This is a genomic window from Streptomyces sp. NPDC001194, assembly GCF_042896985.1.
Lineage (GTDB): Bacteria > Actinomycetota > Actinomycetes > Streptomycetales > Streptomycetaceae > Streptomyces.
This window is the reverse complement of sequence record NZ_JBIAXU010000005.1, coordinates 421,906-439,264: the sequence shown is the minus strand read 5'-3', so window position 1 is coordinate 439,264 and position 17,359 is coordinate 421,906. Positions and strand designations below refer to the sequence as shown.

Sequence of the window (17,359 nt, the reverse complement as noted above, 5' to 3'; positions counted from 1 at the left end):
GACGTGCGAAGTGCACGGTCTACGGCGCGACAGGAGGGAACTTACTCACGTTCCCCTGTGCGGAAGGGGCTTCTGGCATTTTCCGCGGGAACATGCACAGAACCACGCGGCTGCTTGGCCGGAACACGTCGACTTCTGATCACGAATGTTGATCACGGCCCTCGGTGACGCCGGAGGGCGCGTGCGGCTCACGGGGCGCGCGGCGCTCGCCGGGGGGCTCGGCCGGGGGCTCACGAAGCGAGCGGGAGGTGCTCCGCGAGCCGGAAGGCGCCGCCCTCGCGCTCGACGTACCCCTCGTGGCTGAGGGTGCGCAGCAGGTGGTAGACCGTGGGCAGCGGAATCCCGGTGAGCCGCGCGAGCCGTTTCGCCGTCGCCCCGTCCTCGGCGTACATCGCCTCCAGCAGGCGCAGCGCCCGCTGCACGGATCCGATCAGGGTGGGTGCGCTCTCGCTGTCCTTGTCCGTCTGACCGCCGTCGGTGACCATGAATACTCCCCCTGCTCCGGTACGAGTCCTGGCACCCCCATGAAAGTCGCTCCCGGCCCGCAATCCCAGCTGACTCGCGCACATCCGGACATGAGATCGCCGCCCCCCGGCCGCGGCCCTGCGTCAGCCGGGATTTCGCGCGCCGAGGAGGCGCTCGGCCATCGTTTCGATCAGGTCGGCCGGCGGATACGGTTCGAGGAGGGCCGGGACGGTGAGGTCGTCGACGATCAGGCCGAGCATCGCCAGGTAGAGCAGCACCACGCCCCGGCGGTCGCCCGGCAGGCCGGCGTCCAGGTGCCAGGCGATGTTCGCCTCCAGTTCGGCGCCCTGGAACGCGGCCAGCTCCGCCTGGAGTTCGGGGCGCCGGATGCCCTCCAGGCGCAGTTCCAGCATCGCGATGTGCACGCTGCGCTCGCGGCGCATCCGCTCCAGGAGCTGCATCAGCAGCACTTTGGTGTCGAGCGGGCCGGTCAGGTCCGCCGGGTCGGGGACCAGCCGCTCCCGGGTGCGGTGCAGGATCTGTACGAGCAGCTGGGCCCGGTTGGCGAAGTAGTTGGAGGCGGTGCCCGTCGGTACGCCCGCCTCCGCGTCCACCGCGCGCAGGGTCAGGCCCCGCGAGCCCTCGCGGGCCAGGACTTCGATGGCGGCGTCGAGGAGTGCGGCTCGGCGCTCCGGGTTCTGGCGCATGGGCGGTTCCCTGACGGTGATGGCGGGGGGCGGCGTCGGTGGTGCGGGGGGCGGCGTCGGTGGTGCGCGGGCGCGGCGCGCGGCCACTTCACACGCGGTGATTCGGACACGCTAGCGGACCCGGCTCGGTCCCGGCCCTCCCCACCGCCCCCTCCCCCGTGTCACGCTGCCCGTCATGGAGCGGATCATCGAGGAGATACGAGAGGACCTGTCCCGCCGGATCACCGTGACGGCGGACCGCCTCGCCGAGCGGACGCTGGCCGAGGACCCGGCGTACGCCGCCCTGCTCGGCCGGGCCGAGCTGCGCGAGCGGGTCCGCCTCGGCCTGCGGCAGTGCGTCGAGGGCCTGGACCGCGGCATCCGCGGGCTGCCCGTGGAGCTCGACGACGCCCGCGCCACCGGCGCGCTCCTGGCCGAACAGGGTCTGCCGCTCGCCTCTCTGCTGCGCGTCTACCGGCGCGGCGGCCGCATGGTCTGGCAGACCCTGGGCGAAGCGGTGGCCGCGCACGATCCGGCGGCGCTGCCCCGGCTGCTGCCGGCCGCGGCCGTGCTGTGGGACGTACTGGACCGGCTGACGGACGCGGTGGCCGACGCGTACCGCCGTGCGGAGACCGCCCGCTCCGAGCGCGACCGGGAGCAGCGGGCGGCCCTGCTGGACGCGCTGCTCGACGGCGCGGGGCCGCCGGAAGGGCCCGCGGCCCGGCTGGGCCTTCCCGAACGCGGCCGCTTCGCCGTCGTCGTGCTCGCGCCGGGCGCTCCGGCCGGCCCGGGCGGGGCGCCCGAGGCGGCCGGCCCGCGCGTGCTGTGGCGGATCCGCGCCGACGGGGAGACCGGTCTGGTGGAGCTGGGGCACCATCCCCTGGGGTCCGTACGGGAGCTGCTCGGCCCGCTCGGCGCCCGGGCCGGGGTCAGCCCGGTCGTGGAGAGCCCCGCGGACCTGGCCCGGGCGCACCGGCTGGCCGCGCTGGCGCTGCGCACCGCCCCCGCGTCCGGCGGTCCGTGCACCGCCCTGCTCGACGAGCGGCTGCCCACCGCACTGGTCGCCTCCCAGGCCGAACTCGCGGGCCGGCTGCGGCAGGTGGTGCTCGGTCCGGTGCTGGCGCTGCCCGCCGAGGACCGACGCGTGCTGCTGACCACGCTGGGCACCTGGCTGACCTGCCAGGGGTCGACGACGTACGCCGCCCAGCGGCTGTACTGCCACCGCAACACCGTCTCGAACCGGCTGCGCCGCCTGGAGCGGCTGACCGGACGCTCGCTCGCCGACCCGGCGCACGTGGTGGAGCTGGCACTGGCCCATGCGGCCGTCCTCCAGCGCGTGGACGACCCGGCTACCTCGCCGAATCCGCAGGCTCCGCCGGCCGGGCCGACTCCAGCAGGTACGGCACGTCGATCACCGCGACCCCCGGCATGAACAGGAGCCTCGCCTTCAGCCGGAACGCGTTCTGGTTGTGCAGGGGTTGCTCCCACCAGTGCCCCACGACGTACTCGGGGATCACCACGGACAGCATGTCCGTGCCCTCGGCGGCGGCCAGCTCCTGCACGTGTGCGAGCACCGGCCCGACCACCTCGCGGTACGGGGAGTGCAGGATCTTCAGCGGTACGCCCGGGTCGTGCTCCGCCCAGGCCTCGCGCAGCCGCCGCGCCTCCTCCTCGTCGGCGGCGACCGTGACAGCGGTCAGGGTGTCCGGCCGCAGGGCCTGTGCGTAGCCGAGTGCCTTCAGGGTCGGGGCCTGCACGTTGGCGACGAGCACGAGCACGTGGTGGCGGGAGGGTTTGCGCGGCTTGACCCCGGGGGCGACGGCGACCTGGGCCGAGACCCGTTCGTAGTGCCGGCGCACCCCCTTCATGCCGAAGAAGAGCAGGGGCATCGCGATGACGACGAGCCAGGCGCCGTGCGTGAACTTGGTGAGCAGGACGATGACCAGGACCACGGCGGTCAGGGTGGCGCCGACCGCGTTGATCGCCAGCCGGCGGTGGATGTGGATCCGTTCCGCCTTGGGCGTGGCCGGGGACGCGAGCTCGCGGCGCCAGTGCCGGACCATGCCCGCCTGGGAGAGGGTGAAGGACACGAAGACGCCGATGATGTAGAGCTGGATGAGGCGGGTCAGCTGGGCGTCGAAGGCGACGATGAGGGCGACGGCCGCGAGCGCGAGCAGCACGATGCCGTTGGAGTAGACGAGCCGGTCGCCGCGGTTGAAGAGCTGGCGCGGCGCGTACCGGTCCCTGGCGAGGATCGAGGCGAGCATCGGGAAGCCGTTGAAGGCGGTGTTCGCGGCGAGGATCAGCACGCCGGCGGTGACGGCCTGGAGCAGGTAGAAGAGGAAGTGCCAGCTCCCGAAGGTGGCGCGGCCGATCTGGGCGAGCGCCGTGGACATCGGCGTACCGGGCGGCAGGCCCAGTTCCGTCGGGTCGGCGGCGACGTGCACCTCGTAGACCATGGCGAGGATGGTGATGCCGAGGAACATGGTCACCGACAGGACGCCCATCGCGGCCAGGGTGTTGGCGGCGTTGCGGCTCTTGGGCTTGCGGAAGGCGGGGACGCCGTTGCTGATCGCCTCGACACCGGTGAGCGCCGTACAGCCGGAGGCGAAGGCGCGCATCGCGAGGAGCACCAGGCCCAGGCCGGTGAAGGTGCCCTCCGCGATGATCGGGAGGTCGGCGGACTCGGCGCGGATGGTGTCACCGGTGGCGAGCCGGACGGCCGCCACGGCGAACATGACGTAGATGACGACGACGAACCCGTAGGTCGGGATGGCGAAGATGCGTCCCGACTCCCGTACGCCGCGCAGGTTCATCAGCATCAGCAGCGCCACGAACCCCACCGACAGGCCGACTTCGTGGTCGCTGAGGGAGGGGATCGCGGAGGTGATGGCGTCCACGCCGGAGACCACGGAGACGGCGACGGTCATGACGTAGTCGACGAGCAGCGCGCTGGCGGCCGTGAGGGCGGCGGTCTGGCCGAGGTTCTCGGAGCTGACGATGTACGCACCGCCGCCGCCGGGATAGGCGTAACAGGTCTGCCGGTAGGAGGCGACGACCACGATCATCAGGAAGACGATGGCGGCGGCCGCGTACCAGGCGAGGTGGAGCAGGGCGACGCCGCCGAGGGCGAGGATCAGCAGGATCTCCTCGGTGGCGTAGGCCACGGAGGAGAGCGGGTCGCTGCAGAAGATCGGCAGCGCGAGCCGTTTGGGCAGCAGGGTCTCGCCCAGTCGTGCGGTGTCGAGTGGTTCACCCACCAGCACGCGCTTCAGATTGATACGCCTCATCCCGGCATGATCGTCCATGTTTCATGCAGTTTGTCCCTTATCGGGACTGTGTCATGCCTCGGGCCCGGCGAGCCCGGCCAGTTCCTCGGCCCGGTGGGCCAGCCACAGGTCGTGGCGGGCGCTCGGCGACTGGAGCAGCGAGCGCTCCAACAGGGCCTCGATCCGGGTCAGCCGTTTGCGCGCGCCCGGCACGGAGATGCCGAGCGCGGCCGCCGCCGGGACCAGGTGCGCGTCGTGCCGCAGCCAGGCCCGTACGGTCTCGCGGGCGCCGGGCGGGGCCTCGTGCCCGGTCAGCGGCGCCAGATGCGCGCGGGCCCAGGCCGCCAGGTCGGGGTGGCGCAGTACGCCGTCCAGATCGGCGGGGGCGGCTGCGGCCCCGGCGCCCGGGGGTGCGTCCGGGGAACCGCCCGGCACGCCCGGCCCGCCCGGGGTCAGCCGCAGCGCGAACGAGAGCTCCGCCTGCGCGGGCAGCCGCGCGAGGTCCGTGCCGAGCACCGACTCGATCAGGCGCAGCCGCATGGCCAGGGTGTTGCGGTGGATCTTCAGCAACCGCGTCGCGTGCGGGCCGAAGTTCAGCCACGCGTGGGCGGTGGCCCGCAGTTCCTGCGCGCCGGGGTCCTGGGGGCGCCGGGGCTCGTACGTGTGCAGGGGCGCGAGCAGCGCCCGGGCCCAGCTGCCGCCGGCCGCGTGGGCGGCCAGCTCCGGCTCGGGCCCGGGGCCGAAGCGGGCGTGCCGCCCGGCGCGGCCGCGGGCCACGGCCAGGGCGTGGAAGGCCTGGGTGTACGCGGCCGGGGCCTCGCGCAGCCGCAGGTGCCCGCTGGCCCCGACCACGCAGTCCCGGGCCACGGCCGCCAGCGCCTCGGCCAGCGGGTCGGGCCCGGCGGAGGGCGCCACGAGGGCGGCCGGGACCAGAGCGATGAGGTGGCGTACGTACACGGGGCAGCGCACGGTCCAGGCCCGGCCGCCCGTCAGCTCCTCGCAGCGCCGGGCCACCTCGCCCCGCTGCCCGGGCCGGCATTCGACGACGTACATCCGCAGCGGATCGGGCAGCGGGGGGCCGAGCGCCTCGGCGACCTGGTGGGCGGTGGAGAGCCGGCCGTTCATCAGCAGGTGCAGGACGGCCTCACGGGCCCGCGCTTCGGCGATCCGGACCCTCTCCTCGCGCCGCTCGGCCTCCTCGGCGCGCAGGACGAGGGCCAGCACGGCGGCGGAGTCCGCGAGCAGCGCGGGCGCCTGCGGGTGGTGCGGGAGGTCGACCAGGGAGGCCAGCGCGCGGCCCCCGTCCAGCGCGAACAGCAGTGCGGCCGTGCGCTCGCCGTGCAGGACGGCCGAGCGCACGCCGCGGGCCCGCAGCTCCGCGGCCCCGCGGACGGCGAGCTCGGGAGCCGCGCCCGCGTCGGCGTCCTCCACCACACCGGTCCAGCCGCCCAGTCGCGCGGCGAGCCACTCCAACACGGCGGCCGAACCGCCGGAGTGGGCGATCCGGTGCACCGTGAGGATGTCCTCGGAGCGCTCGCGGGAGCGCTGCGCGGGCGTGCGCGCGAGGGGGAGGTGCGACATGGGGTGCTCCCTTCGGTCCGGTCCGCCCGGACGGTCACTGTGCCCGCCGGTACCCGTACCACCCGGTCACTGTGCAGGGCGGACCCTGCGGATCCGCCGCCGACCGCCTAGGTTCGACTCCAGCGGTCGGGCCCCGGGATCGACGGGGGAGTCCCCGGGGCCCCTCGCGCGCTCGGGTCCGCGGCGCTCACATCCGGGCGGCCGCGCTGCGGATGGCCTCCCGGATGCGGAAGTAGGTGCCGCAGCGGCAGATGTTGGCGATCGCGTCGATGTCCTCGTCCGTGGGCGTGCTGGTGCGCTTGAGCAGCGCGACGGCCGCCATGATCTGCCCCGGCTGGCAGAAACCGCACTGGGCGACGTCCTGTTCGAGCCAGGCCTCCTGCACGGGGTGCAGTACGTCCCCGTCCGCCAGCCCCTCGATGGTGGTCACCGTCTTGCCGGCGCAGGCGGAGACGGGCACCACGCACGGGCGGACGTCCACCCCGTCGAGATGGCTGGTGCAGGCCTTGCAGACGTCCACGCCGCAGCCGTACTTGGGGCCGCGGACGCCCAGCATGTCGCGGAGCACCCACAGCAGGGGCAGATCGTCGGGCGCGTCCACGGTGACGCTCCGCCCGTTGACGGTGAAGGTGTGCGAGGGCACGGCGGACTCTCCTGAACTGGGCTACCGGCTAGCGGGGGTACGGGGTGAAGTCGACGTCGAAGTCGAGGGGGAAGCTGCGCGGCTTGTCGCCGGTGGCCCGGGCCCAGGCGTTGGCGATCGCGCCCACCGCGGCGGGTACGCCGAGCTCGCCGGCGCCGCCGGGCTCCTCCCCCGTCGCCGGCAGTACGAAGACCCGTACGTCCTGCGGGGTGTCGCGCTGGCGCGCCCAGTGGAACTGGCTGTAACTGCCCTCCAGCGGCAGCCCCTTGTCCAGGTGCAGCCCGGCCTTCAGGGTGGTGGAGATCGCGTCGGTGAGGCCGCCGATCATCTGGGCCTCCAGTCCGCGCGGGTTGACGGGCAGGCCCACGTCCACCGCGATGACGGCCTTGGTGACGCGGACGTGCTCCGGGTCGCGGGCGTCGATCTCGACCAGGCAGGCCGTACGGGACTTGTACTCCTCGTGGAAGGCGATGCCCTGCGCGCAGCCCGCCGGCATCGGGCGCCCCCACTCCCCCTCCGTCGCCGCCCTGTCCAGCACGGCGCGCTGGGCGTCGGTCTTCAGGAAGGTGCGCCGGAAGCGGTACGGGTCCTTGCCGGTCCGCGCGGCGAGTTCGTCGACCACGATCTCCTCGGCGCCCCGGGTGTTGGCGGAGTACACCGAGCGCCAGGACCCCGTCGGGATGCCGGTGGGCACCTCGCTGAGCCCGTGGGTGGTGAGCCCGAAGTGGTAGGGGGACTTGATCGTCGTGTGGAACAGGGTCTGCGCGAGGGTGGCGTTGCCGATGCCGAGCGGCAGGCTGGCGGCGGTGGCCGTGATGATCTCGCCGAGCCCGTGCCGGAAGTCGGTCTCGGCGGCGGCCACTCGGTGCTCGAACGAGAGCACCTCGCCGAGCAGATGGGTGGCGCGGATCTTGTGGTGCGTGGCCGGGCGCATCCGGCCGTGCCGGGTGTCGTCGACGCGGGTCCACATCAGCCGGACGGGGCGGCGGCAGGCCTTCGACACCCGGGCGGCCTCCAGCGCGGCGTCGAAGAAGAGCCGCCGCCCGAAGGAGCCGCCGGCCTGGACCACGTGCACGGTCACCTTGTCGAGCGGCAGGCCGAGGTCGGCGGCGATGGTCTCGCGCGCCACGATCGGGGACTTGAGCCCGGACCAGATCTCGGCGCGGTCCTCGCGTACGTCGGCCACGGCGGAGTTGGTCTCCATGGGCGCGTGGCTGACGAAGGCGAAGTCGAACTCCGCGTCCACGTACGGGGTGAGCAGCGGCGGTACCAGCAGCGGCGGGGTGGCGGCGCGGAGCTTGGCCCTGATCTGCTCGTCGGAGAGCTGGTCGGCGGGGCCGGGGCCCCAGGTGACCTGGAGGGCGGCCTTGGCGTCGAGGGCCTGGCCGAAGGTCTCGGCGACGACGGCGACCCCGGTCGGGACGGTGACCACGTGCAGTACGCCGGGCATGGCCCGGACCGCGGCGAGGTTGGCGACGCCCTTGACGCTGCCGCCGAGGCTGGGCGGGCGGCGCACCACGCAGGGCTTGGCGCCGGGCACGTCGAGGTCGAGGGTGTACCGCTGGGCACCGGTCACCATGGCGCGGGCGTCGATCCGGCCGGTGGGCTTGCCGACCAGGGAGTGCTTCGCCGCCTTCTTCGGGGTGGCGCCGAGGACGGTCAGGGCGGGGTCGGCGGCGGCCGCGGCGAGGCTGCCGTACGCGGCGCTGCGGCCGTCGGGGGCTCGTACGACGCCGTTCGCGGTGGTCAGCGCGGAGGCGGAGAGGTTCCAGCCGCGGGCGGCCGCGGCGACGAGGCGGGCCCGGGCGGTGGCGGCGGTCTGCCGGACCGGCCCGTAGAGGGAGCGGATGGAGTTGGAACTCCCGGTGAGCTGGTTGAACAGCAGCTCCGGCCGCGCGTCGTCCAGTTCCACGCGGACGGCGGCCAGCGGCGCGTCGAGCTCCTCCGCGACGAGCATGGCGACGGCGGTGGTGAGGCCCTGGCCGACCTCCTCGCGGGGCAGCCGGAAGCGGATGCTCCCGTCGGCCTCCACGGAGAGCGCCAGCAGGGCGGAGGTGGGCGCGCCGGCCAGGATGAACAGGTCGCCGAGGTCCACCAGATCGGCCGGGGCGGGCAGGCTCGGGACCACGGCGCCGGCGGGCTGCGGGGCGAGGGCGTCGGCCCCGGCCCGGGTGACGAGGGCGAGCGTCGGCGCCGCGACGAGGTACGTGAGGAAGGAGCGACGGCTCCGCCCGGCCGTCTGGGGGCTCTGCCCGGTCATGTCCTGTGTCCCCAACCCTGCACGGATCCGCGTGCTGCACGGACCCTCCGCGGCTCGTTACCGGCACGTAGCGTAGCGATCATGCGATGAGCTGGGAAGCGGGGTGTCGTCCGGGTCGCGAAGGGACGGGGTCCTTCGTTCGGGGGGTCCCCCGCGGGGGTGCCGGCCCGGGTCCCGTACGCGTTCCGCGGCCCGAAGGGTTCGCACGCCTCGCCCGTACGATCGATCCGCACCCTCGGCGGGGCCGGTTTCCGGCCGCGGAGGACGGCGGGAGAAGGGGCCGTCGTGGGCGCCGACGTCACGTCGGGCATCCGGGGGCCGCCGACGACCCCCGGAAGGGGTGACCGGAAACGTTCGTACAGGCGGAGGAGGGGGCCGGGAGGCCCTTGGCATATGCCCGAAGCAAGGCCTTTCCGGATGTTGCCAAACGCCTTACGGCCCATCGCCGCCTGTGCAACAGTCGTAATCGGTCCTTCCTTCAGACATGGCCGTACCGCGCCGCCTGTATCGGAGTTCTCATGCCGTCCCACCTCTTCGCGGACCATCCCGCGCAGCCGCCCGAGCCGGGGTCGGTGGACGCGCTGATCTCGCAGACCCGACGGCTCCGCGGCGAGGTGGACGCGGTGCGCCGCGACACGGTGGTCGACGACGACGACGCGCAGGGCCGCTGGCAGCGCGCGCTGTGCGACCTCGCCGTGCACCAGCTCGACGACCTGGGCGAACACTTGGGCCAGCTCAAGGAGGGCCTGCCGGCCGCCCCGGAACTCGACGGGCCTCACGGGACCGATGGACCCGACGGGCTCTGCGAGCACGCGGCGGGGTACGACGCGGCCGGACCCGAGGCACAGCAGACCCGCGTGGGCAGCGCCGAGTGGAACCTGCTCACCGACGAAGTCAACTGGTCCGAGGAGCTGTTCCAGATCTTCGGCCGCTCGCCCGAGGCGGGTCCGCTCCCCCTCGACGAACTCGGCTCCACGCTCTTCTCCGACGACCAGCCGCTGCTCACCTCGATGGTGACGGCCTGTCTGGTCGACGGAAAGCCGATCGACGGCGAGTTCCGCATCGTCCGGGCCGACGGCCGCGTCCGGACGCTGCACATGCGAGGCGAGCCGGTGCTCGACTCCGACGGCTGCACGGCCTCCATGTGGGCCGTGCTCCGGGACGTGAGTGAGCTGCGCCGAAGCCAGCGCGCCGTACGCGAGTCCCGTGACTCGCTGCAGCGCCGGCGGGAGATCGCGCAGACCGAGCACCGGCTGGCGGTCGAGCTGCAGGAAGCCGTGCTCCCCCCGTGGCACGGCTCCCTGCGGCTCCCGCACCACACCACCGGCGCGCTCGACGTCGCCGCGCACTACCTGCCGGCCGCGACCGGCGCCCTGGTCGGCGGGGACTGGTACGACGCGCTCGAACTGCCCGACGGCCGCTCCCTGCTGACCGTGGGCGACCTGACCGGTCACGGGGTGACGGCCACCTCCGGGATGGCGATGATGCTCGGCGCCCTGCGCGGCATGGCGATGGCCGGCATCGAGCCGGGCCCGCTGATGGGCTGGCTCAACCAGCTCCTGGAGGCCTCGGCGCAGCCGGCCCTCGGCTCGGCCGTGTGCTGCCGCTACGATCCCGCGCGCCGTGTGCTGTCCTGGGCGCAGGCCGGTCACCCGGCCCCGCTGCTGTTCCGCGGCGGCTCCGGCCACGCCCTGCAGCCACCGGAGGGCGTTCTGCTGGGCGCGACCTCCGGGGCGGCGTACGGGCAGGCCGAGGAACGACTGGAACCGGGCGACGTGCTCGTCCTGCACACGGACGGACTGACGCCGCACAGCATCGAGTTCGGCCGGGCGGACGGCGCCGAGCGGCTGCTGTCCCTCGCGCCGCGGTTCACGGGCGCGCGATCGGCGCGGGACTGCGTGCGGATGGTGGTCGAGGAGTTCGGTGCGGGTGAACGCGAGGACGACGCCTGCGTCTTGGTCGCCAGGGTCGGCGGCTGACGGCCGGGCACCGACTTTCCAGGGCCGCGCCGCACGGCGCGGCCTTTCCCTTCTCCGTATCTCTTCTCCGTACGGATGCCGGTGCACGCGTGTGCGCGCTGTACCCGTGGCACCGCTAGACGGTGCGCTGCGTCGGGCTGTTCGGCAGGGCCAGCTCGATCTCCGCGCGGAGGTCCTCGATCCGTGCGTACCCGGCGTACTGCCCGGTCAGCCGGTACATCTCGCGCAGCCGGTCCCAGGTCCGGTGTGAGGAGGTCTCGTTCATCGAGACCAGCGCGAGCCGGGCGTAGCGGTCTGCCTGCTCGGGGTCGTCGGCGATGAAGCAGGCCGAGGCCATCGAGATGTAGTCGAAGATCTGCGAGCGCTGGTGGCCTCCGGAGCGCAGCCGCAGTGCCTCCCGGGCGTGCCGCTGGGCGATCGGAGCGACCGAGGGGTCGTGGTCGGCGAGGGTGCGGAACGCCAGGGCCTGCATGCCGTGCAGGTCCGCCTCGTCGAAGTTCTGCATCCACGACGGCGGGGGGACGTCGCCCTTGTCCGAGACGAACAGGTCCTCGGCCTCGCCGAGGGTGCGGCGCATGGCCTGGCCCTTGCCCATCGCGGCCTGCGCCCAGGCTTCGATGGTGTGCAGCATGGCGCGGGTCCGGGGCAGGGTCTGCTCGCCGGAGCCGGACTGGGCCAGCTTCATCAGGTCCAGGGCCTCGTGGGGTTTGCCCAGGTGAACCATCTGGCGCGCGGCCCGGGAGAGCGCTTCGCCGGCCCGCGGCCGGTCCCCGCCCTCGCGGGCGGCGTGCGCCGCGATGACGAAGTACTTCTGCGCGGTGGGTTCGAGGCCCACGTCGTGGGACATCCAGCCCGCAAGCACCGCCAGGTTGGCCGCCACCCCCCACAGCCGCCGCTGGAGGTGGTCGGGGTGGTGGTACGCGAGCATGCCGCCGACCTCGTTGAGCTGCCCGACCACGGCCTTGCGCTGCAGGCCGCCCCCGCGGGAGGCGTCCCAGGCGCGGAAGACCTCCACGGAGCGTTCCAGCGCCTCGATCTCCTGGGAGCCGATGGGGGCGGCTTCGTAGCGGTCGTAGCCGATCGGGTCTGCCTGGTAGGAGTCGCCGAAGTTCTGCGGGGCCTTGGCGGGGGTGGGATCGGTGTGGAGCCAGTCGTTCATGGCGTGGGTGAGGGTGGATCCTGCGGTGAGCGCGACACCCGCGCCCATCAGACCGCGTCGGTTGAGCATGAGGTCCATTCCCGTGAATTCGGTGAGGACCGCGGCTGTGCGTTCGGGCGCCCAGGGCATCCCGTCGGGGTTCTGCTTCACCCCGTCCGGCTGCCGTTTGGTGGTGCGCCGCTGCCGTACGAACCCGAGGTCCTCGATGGTCACGACACGACCGAGCCGCTCGGTGAACAGGGCTGCCAGTACGGTCGGAACCGGTTCGCGCGGGGTCTCCCCCATGTCGATCCAGCGCCGCACCCGCGAGGTGTCGGTGGCCAGCTGGTGGTGGCCCATGGCCGCCGCCTGCCGGTTGACCATCCTCGCCAGCTCACCCTTCGACCAGCCGGCCAGGCCGAACAAGTCGTTCAAGCGGGTGTTTGGTCCTTTGCTCACGTCAAGCCCCCAGGTTCTCGGCTGATTTGACATTAGCCCGCCGCCAGAGGCCCCGTGCATATTCGCCAGGCTTCGCCAGGGCACGCTTCGTGGTCCGCCACCCACGGCCGGGTGTCAGGTAGGAATGCGCCTCCCCGACCCGGTCTCCGGGCGGAACTCCCCAGGGTGAAGTACGGGACCGGCGGGGTGGCGTACGCAACTCGTCGGCGCACGAAGGGATCCGTAACGCCATGTACGCAGCAACGTCCTCCGTGTCCGCCCCGGTCCGGCCGCACCGCACGCTCCAGGCGGGCGGCGGCCCCTACCTCGATCCCGGCCGCCAGGCGGCACCGGCGCAGGGCGCCGTACGGGCGCGGCGGATGCCGGGTGCCGGATCGCAGCCGCTCAGCGGAAGAATCGACCTCTCGGGGCCGCAGGGTGCGCAACTGCGCACGGCGCTGGCCTCGGTGCAGCGGATCTGTCCGGAGTTCGCGCCGGTGCAGGTGCTGCGGCGCAGCGGCCGGTCGGTCCTGCTGGTCGGGACGACAGGCCGGATGACCGCGGTCGCCAAGGTTTTACTGGACCACTCGCCGGAATGGCGCGAGCGGTACCGGCACGAAATAGCGACGTACCGGGCGTTCGTCCGGCACCGCCCGCCGGTCCGGGTGCCGCGGCTGATCGCCGCGGATCCCGAGAACTGCACGCTGGTGGTCGAACGGATGGCGGGCCGGGTCGCGGCTTTGCAGAGGCACCCCGTCGAGGCCCCGCCGCGGGCCGACGTACGGGCCGCGCTGGGCGCGGTGTGCCGGGTGAACCAGTGGCGTCCGCCGACCGATCTCTTCGGCGACCCGCTGAACTACGGCCAGCGCGTGGCGCGTTACCACGAGCTGGGACTGCTGACCGACCGCGATCTGGGCGATCTGCAGAAGCTGCTGTGCGGGCTGAAGCTGGCGGGCGTCCAGCGGCAGTTCAACCACGGTGACGCGCTCCTGTCGAACCTGCTGCTGTCCCCGGCGGGGCCGGTGCTGCTCGACTGGGAGCACGCGGGCTGGTACCTGCCCGGCTACGACCTCGCCACGCTGTGGACGGTGCTGGGCGACGCCCCGGCCGCCCGCAGCCAGATCAGCCGGCTCGCCCAGTCGGCCGGTCCGGCCTCGCGGGACGCGTTCCTGGTCAACCTGATGCTGGTGCTGACGCGGGAGATCCGGATGTGCGAGACGGCGGTCCAGCGCTCCATGCTGGCGACCGCCCCGAGCCACCCGCTGCCGGTCGGCTCCCTGTCCTCCGGCGAGGAGCAGCGGCTGCTGCTGCGCCGTCTGCACGACGACTGCGGCATGGCCCGCAGGGCGGTCCGCGCGGCGGTCGGAACCCGCTGACCCCGGCGGCCCGACCCCGTACGAAAATCCCGTGCCGTACGCACCTGGTGTGCGTACCACGGGATTTCGTGCGTTCCGGGCGGTCTCGGCACCCCTGCGCATGCCTTGACATCACATGATCCCCCGAACACCTTTTCTGACTCAGCATCAGAATTGCTGGAGCCGCCGACCGTCGCCGTCTTCCCACTCCGCTGGAGCCCGCCCATGTCCGCAAGAGTCGAGTCCGCATGTCCCACCCCTCCTTCCCGTCGGACGGTCCTCGCCGGGGCCGGGGCGGGGGTGCTCGCCGCGGCCGCCCTGCCCGGGCCCCTCGCGCGGGCCGCCGCGTCCGGTGACGGCCTCCCGCTCGGCGAGTACGACGTGGTCGTGGTCGGCTCCGGAGCGTCCGGGATGACCGCCGCGCTCACCGCCGCCCAACGGGGCCTGAGCGTGCTGGTGGTGGAGAAGGCGCCCACGTTCGGCGGTTCGGCCGCGCGCTCGGGGGCCGGGATCTGGCTGCCGAACAACTCGGTGATCCTGGCGGCGGGGGTGCCGGACACCCCGCAGAAGGCGGCCGCGTACCTGGCGGCGGTCGTCGGCGACGGCTCGCCGGCGGACCGGCAGGCCGCCTTCCTCGCCAACGGTCCCCGGATGCTGGACTTCGTGATGGCCAACAGCCCGCTGCGCTTCCGGTACATGGACGGGTACAGCGACTACTACCCGAACCTGCCGGGCGGGATGCCGAACGGCCGGTCCATCGAGCCCGACCAGATCGACGGCCATCTCCTCGGCGCCGAACTGGCGCGGCTGAACCCGGCGTACATGCCGGTGCCGGCCGGGATGGTGGTGTTCAGCCAGGACTACAAGTGGCTGAACCTGGCGGCCGTGAGCGCCAAGGGCCTCGCGGTGTCCGCGGAGTGCCTGGCGCGCGGGACCAAGGCCGCGCTGTGCGGGCAGAAGCCGCTGACGATGGGCCAGGCGCTGGCGGCCGGGCTGCGGGCGGGGCTGTTGCAGGCGGGCGTGCCGGTGTGGTTGAACAGCCCGCTGGTCGACCTGGTGCAGGAGGGCGGCGCCGTCACCGGGGTGGTGGTGGAGAAGGAGGGCGTACGGGGTGTCGTACGGGCCCGCAGGGGCGTGGTCGTCGGCTCGGGCGGCTTCGAGCACAACGCACAGATGCGGGCGCAGTACCAGCAGCAGCCGATCGGCACCCAGTGGTCGGTCGGCGCCAAGGAGAACACCGGCGACGGGATCCGGGCGGGGCAGCGGGCCGGGGCGGCCCTGGCGCTGATGGAGGACGCCTGGTGGGGGCCGTCGATCCCGCTGCCCGGGGAGCCGTACTTCTGCCTGGCCGAGCGCACGCTGCCCGGCGGGCTGATCGTGAACCGGGCGGGTGCGCGGTTCGTCAACGAGGCGGCCCCGTACAGCGACGTGGTGCACGTGATGTACGAGAAGGACCGGGGGGCGACGGGGTCGCACATCCCGGCCTGGCTGATCGTGGACCAGAACTACCGCAACAAGTACCTGTTCAAGGACATCCTGCCGACGATCGTCTTCCCGGACTCCTGGTACGAGGCGGGTGCGGCGAAGAAGGCGTGGACCTGGGACGCGCTGGCGGGCCAGATCGGGGTCCCGGCGGGGGCGCTGCGGGCGACCCTGAACCGGTTCAACGCCCAGGCGTGGAACGGCACCGACCCCGATTTCCACCGGGGGGACACGGCGTACGACCACTACTACACGGACCCGGCCGTGCAGCCGAACTCGTGCCTGGCCCCGATCTGGGCTCCGCCGTTCTACGCCTTCAAGATCGTGCCGGGCGATCTGGGCACGAAGGGCGGCATCGTCACGGACGCGCGGGCCCGCGCGCTGCGCCCCGACGGCTCGGTGATCCGGGGCCTGTGGGCGGCGGGCAACGCGAGCGCGGCGGTGATGGGCCACAGCTACGCGGGGGCGGGATCGACGATCGGCCCCGCGATGACGTTCGGCTACGTGGCGGCGAACGACATCGCGGACACGGCCACCCCCTAGGGGGGTGTGTTCCCGGTCAGACCCCCGGGGCCTCAGCCCTGCTGGAAGAGTTCGGCGGGGAGCGGCTTGAGGAGGGCGTACAGGTCGTCGGTGATGGGCCGGTCCCAGCTGGCGATGGTGACCAGCACGTTGTCACTGCGGTCGAACTGCACGCAGCTGATCCGGCCCTCGGAGAGCTTGACCTTGCGGACGATGAGGAGGTTGTCGCCCTGCATCACGGGGCAGTCCTCGATGCCGGTGACCTCGACGTCCTCGTCGTTCTCGAGGGCGTCGAGGAGCTGGGCCACCTCGAAGGGGACCTGGCCGTCGGTGATCTCCCGGGCCGGGGACCCCTCGGGGAGGTTGCCGATGATCATTGCGGGGCCGCGTCCGCCGAACAGGTCGTAGCGGAGAAAGACGCCCTGGCAGCTGCCGTCGGGCGCGGGCAGCAGCCCGGCCCCGAGATTGCCCGGCCAGTCCCCCGGGTCCATGGCCAGGACGTCGAAGTCCGGGCCGGCGGGTGTGGCGGCGCGGTTGCGGCGGAGGAAGGACATGCCGCCATGGTACGTGCCCGCCCCGCATTTCCGGCCCCGGGCCCCACCGCACCCGCCCCCTCGGCCGAACCGCCCTGCCGCGCGGTCCGGACCGGGGCGCGGGACCGGCCGCCCGGACCGCGCCGCGGGGCCGGGCGGCGGTCAGAGCGGCGGGACCAGGGTGAAGTAGTGGGGCAGCAGCTGCGCGTCGCCGGTGACCCGCAGGGCGGACGCCGGGATGCGCCGCCAGAGGAACAGCATCAGGTCCGACGCCGTGCCCGCGGCCTCCACGTCCACCGGGCCGGCGGCCCCCCGCTCCACCAGGACCCGGTCCCCGGCGAACGTGACGGTCCAGGACCCGGGGCCGTCCGTCCGCCGGAAGCGGTAGCGCTCGCCCGCCCCGGCCGGGGCTCCGGCGGCGGCCCGCCGGAACGGGGCCATCGTCTCGAAGGTCTGCGGGACCGCGTCCGCCGCGACCGCCGCGTCGACCGGCTCCGGCGTCCCGGTCGCGGACTGGGCGTCCCACCGGTGCACGGCCAGCTCGATGGTCTGCATGCGCAGCCAGAAGCCGCTGGTGCGGTCCGCGGGATCCACCGACCACGTCCACACCGGCACGTCCGGGCCGAGCTCCCCGAAGAGGGCTTCCAGCCGCCGCGCGCCCTGCGCGAACCACGCCGTCAGCTCCTGCGGCACCGGCCCCCGGTACGGTCCGCCCTCCGGCTTCGGCCAGGCAGCCCGTACCGCGGGGTCCTGCGGGATCCCGAAGATCGTGGGATCGGTGTGGTCGGGGGCCTGTGGGAGGCGGTCGCGCAGGATGTGCGCCACGAACCGGTGCACCGAGCCCAGGTGCCCGACCAGGTCGGCGACCGACCATCCGGGGCAGGACGGCACCAGCGCGACCGGGGTGTCGCCGGCGTCGTCGATCGCGCGCCGGACGGCCTGCTCGAAGGCCGACGTCTCGCTGCGGAAATGGGAGAGCCTCGTCGCGTGGTCCATGGGGTTGACCCT

12 protein-coding genes and 1 pseudogene are annotated in these 17,359 nt (G+C 73.5%); 4 read left to right on the top strand and 9 right to left on the bottom strand.

The features are described 5' to 3' along the window. Window positions 1-251 precede the first annotated feature (251 nt). Both ACFY1T_RS15685 and ACFY1T_RS15680 read right to left on the bottom strand, forming a co-directional pair. Window positions 252-485: pseudogene (locus tag ACFY1T_RS15685) on the bottom strand (helix-turn-helix domain-containing protein); the annotation flags it as partial. A 123-nt stretch (window positions 486-608) separates the two neighbouring features. Beyond that, window positions 609-1,172 carry a TetR/AcrR family transcriptional regulator gene (locus tag ACFY1T_RS15680; protein WP_384705604.1) on the bottom strand — a complete coding sequence of 188 codons (564 nt, stop codon included), beginning with the start codon at window positions 1,170-1,172 and terminating at the stop codon, window positions 609-611. A gap of 175 nt (window positions 1,173-1,347) precedes the next feature. Here ACFY1T_RS15680 and ACFY1T_RS15675 point away from each other — a divergent pair, with 175 nt between their 5' ends. Beyond that, complete coding sequence (locus ACFY1T_RS15675; protein ID WP_390788589.1) at window positions 1,348-2,583, top strand: helix-turn-helix domain-containing protein; 1,236 nt, start codon at window positions 1,348-1,350, stop codon at window positions 2,581-2,583. Here ACFY1T_RS15675 and ACFY1T_RS15670 read toward each other — a convergent pair. The 4 genes from ACFY1T_RS15670 to ACFY1T_RS15655 all read right to left on the bottom strand — a co-directional run bounded on the left by ACFY1T_RS15670 (window position 2,501) and on the right by ACFY1T_RS15655 (window position 8,904). After that, on the bottom strand, window positions 2,501-4,441 hold the full coding sequence (locus tag ACFY1T_RS15670; RefSeq protein WP_390788588.1) for an APC family permease: 1,941 nt from the start codon (window positions 4,439-4,441) through the stop codon (window positions 2,501-2,503). The two genes, ACFY1T_RS15675 and ACFY1T_RS15670, sit on opposite strands and share 83 nt — an antisense overlap. A 51-nt stretch (window positions 4,442-4,492) precedes the next feature. Beyond that, the gene (locus ACFY1T_RS15665; RefSeq protein ID WP_390788587.1) at window positions 4,493-6,001 is read right to left on the bottom strand and encodes a helix-turn-helix domain-containing protein; all 1,509 of its coding nucleotides are present in this window, start codon (window positions 5,999-6,001) and stop codon (window positions 4,493-4,495) included. A gap of 187 nt (window positions 6,002-6,188) precedes the next feature. Beyond that, window positions 6,189-6,644: a (2Fe-2S)-binding protein gene (locus tag ACFY1T_RS15660; protein ID WP_384705596.1), complete on the bottom strand. Its 456-nt coding sequence runs from the start codon at window positions 6,642-6,644 to the stop codon at window positions 6,189-6,191. A 28-nt stretch (window positions 6,645-6,672) separates the two neighbouring features. Continuing rightward, entirely contained in the window at window positions 6,673-8,904 is a 2,232-nt protein-coding gene (locus ACFY1T_RS15655; protein WP_390788586.1) for a molybdopterin cofactor-binding domain-containing protein, read from the bottom strand. Window positions 8,905-9,422: 518 nt separating this feature from the next. Between ACFY1T_RS15655 and ACFY1T_RS15650 the strand changes: the two genes are divergently transcribed. After that, the gene (locus tag ACFY1T_RS15650; protein ID WP_390788585.1) at window positions 9,423-10,883 is read left to right on the top strand and encodes a PP2C family protein-serine/threonine phosphatase; all 1,461 of its coding nucleotides are present in this window, start codon (window positions 9,423-9,425) and stop codon (window positions 10,881-10,883) included. A gap of 115 nt (window positions 10,884-10,998) precedes the next feature. Here the strand turns inward: ACFY1T_RS15650 and ACFY1T_RS15645 are convergent, their stop codons facing one another. Next, window positions 10,999-12,480 (bottom strand): hypothetical protein, encoded by a 1,482-nt coding sequence (locus ACFY1T_RS15645; RefSeq protein WP_030865035.1) that lies wholly within the window; start codon window positions 12,478-12,480, stop codon window positions 10,999-11,001. Between the two features lie 230 nt (window positions 12,481-12,710). Between ACFY1T_RS15645 and ACFY1T_RS15640 the strand changes: the two genes are divergently transcribed. Together ACFY1T_RS15640 and kstD are read left to right on the top strand one after the other, a co-directional pair. Beyond that, entirely contained in the window at window positions 12,711-13,835 is a 1,125-nt protein-coding gene (locus tag ACFY1T_RS15640) for an aminoglycoside phosphotransferase family protein (protein ID WP_030865037.1), read from the top strand. Window positions 13,836-14,039: 204 nt separating this feature from the next. Continuing rightward, window positions 14,040-15,839 carry a 3-oxosteroid 1-dehydrogenase gene (gene kstD / locus ACFY1T_RS15635; protein WP_390788584.1) on the top strand — a complete coding sequence of 600 codons (1,800 nt, stop codon included), beginning with the start codon at window positions 14,040-14,042 and terminating at the stop codon, window positions 15,837-15,839. 32 nt (window positions 15,840-15,871) lie between these two features. Here the strand turns inward: kstD and ACFY1T_RS15630 are convergent, their stop codons facing one another. After that, window positions 15,872-16,372 carry a hypothetical protein gene (locus tag ACFY1T_RS15630; RefSeq protein ID WP_030865043.1) on the bottom strand — a complete coding sequence of 167 codons (501 nt, stop codon included), beginning with the start codon at window positions 16,370-16,372 and terminating at the stop codon, window positions 15,872-15,874. A 141-nt stretch (window positions 16,373-16,513) separates the two neighbouring features. Next, window positions 16,514-17,347 (bottom strand): maleylpyruvate isomerase N-terminal domain-containing protein, encoded by an 834-nt coding sequence (locus tag ACFY1T_RS15625; protein WP_390788583.1) that lies wholly within the window; start codon window positions 17,345-17,347, stop codon window positions 16,514-16,516. Window positions 17,348-17,359 lie beyond the last annotated feature (12 nt).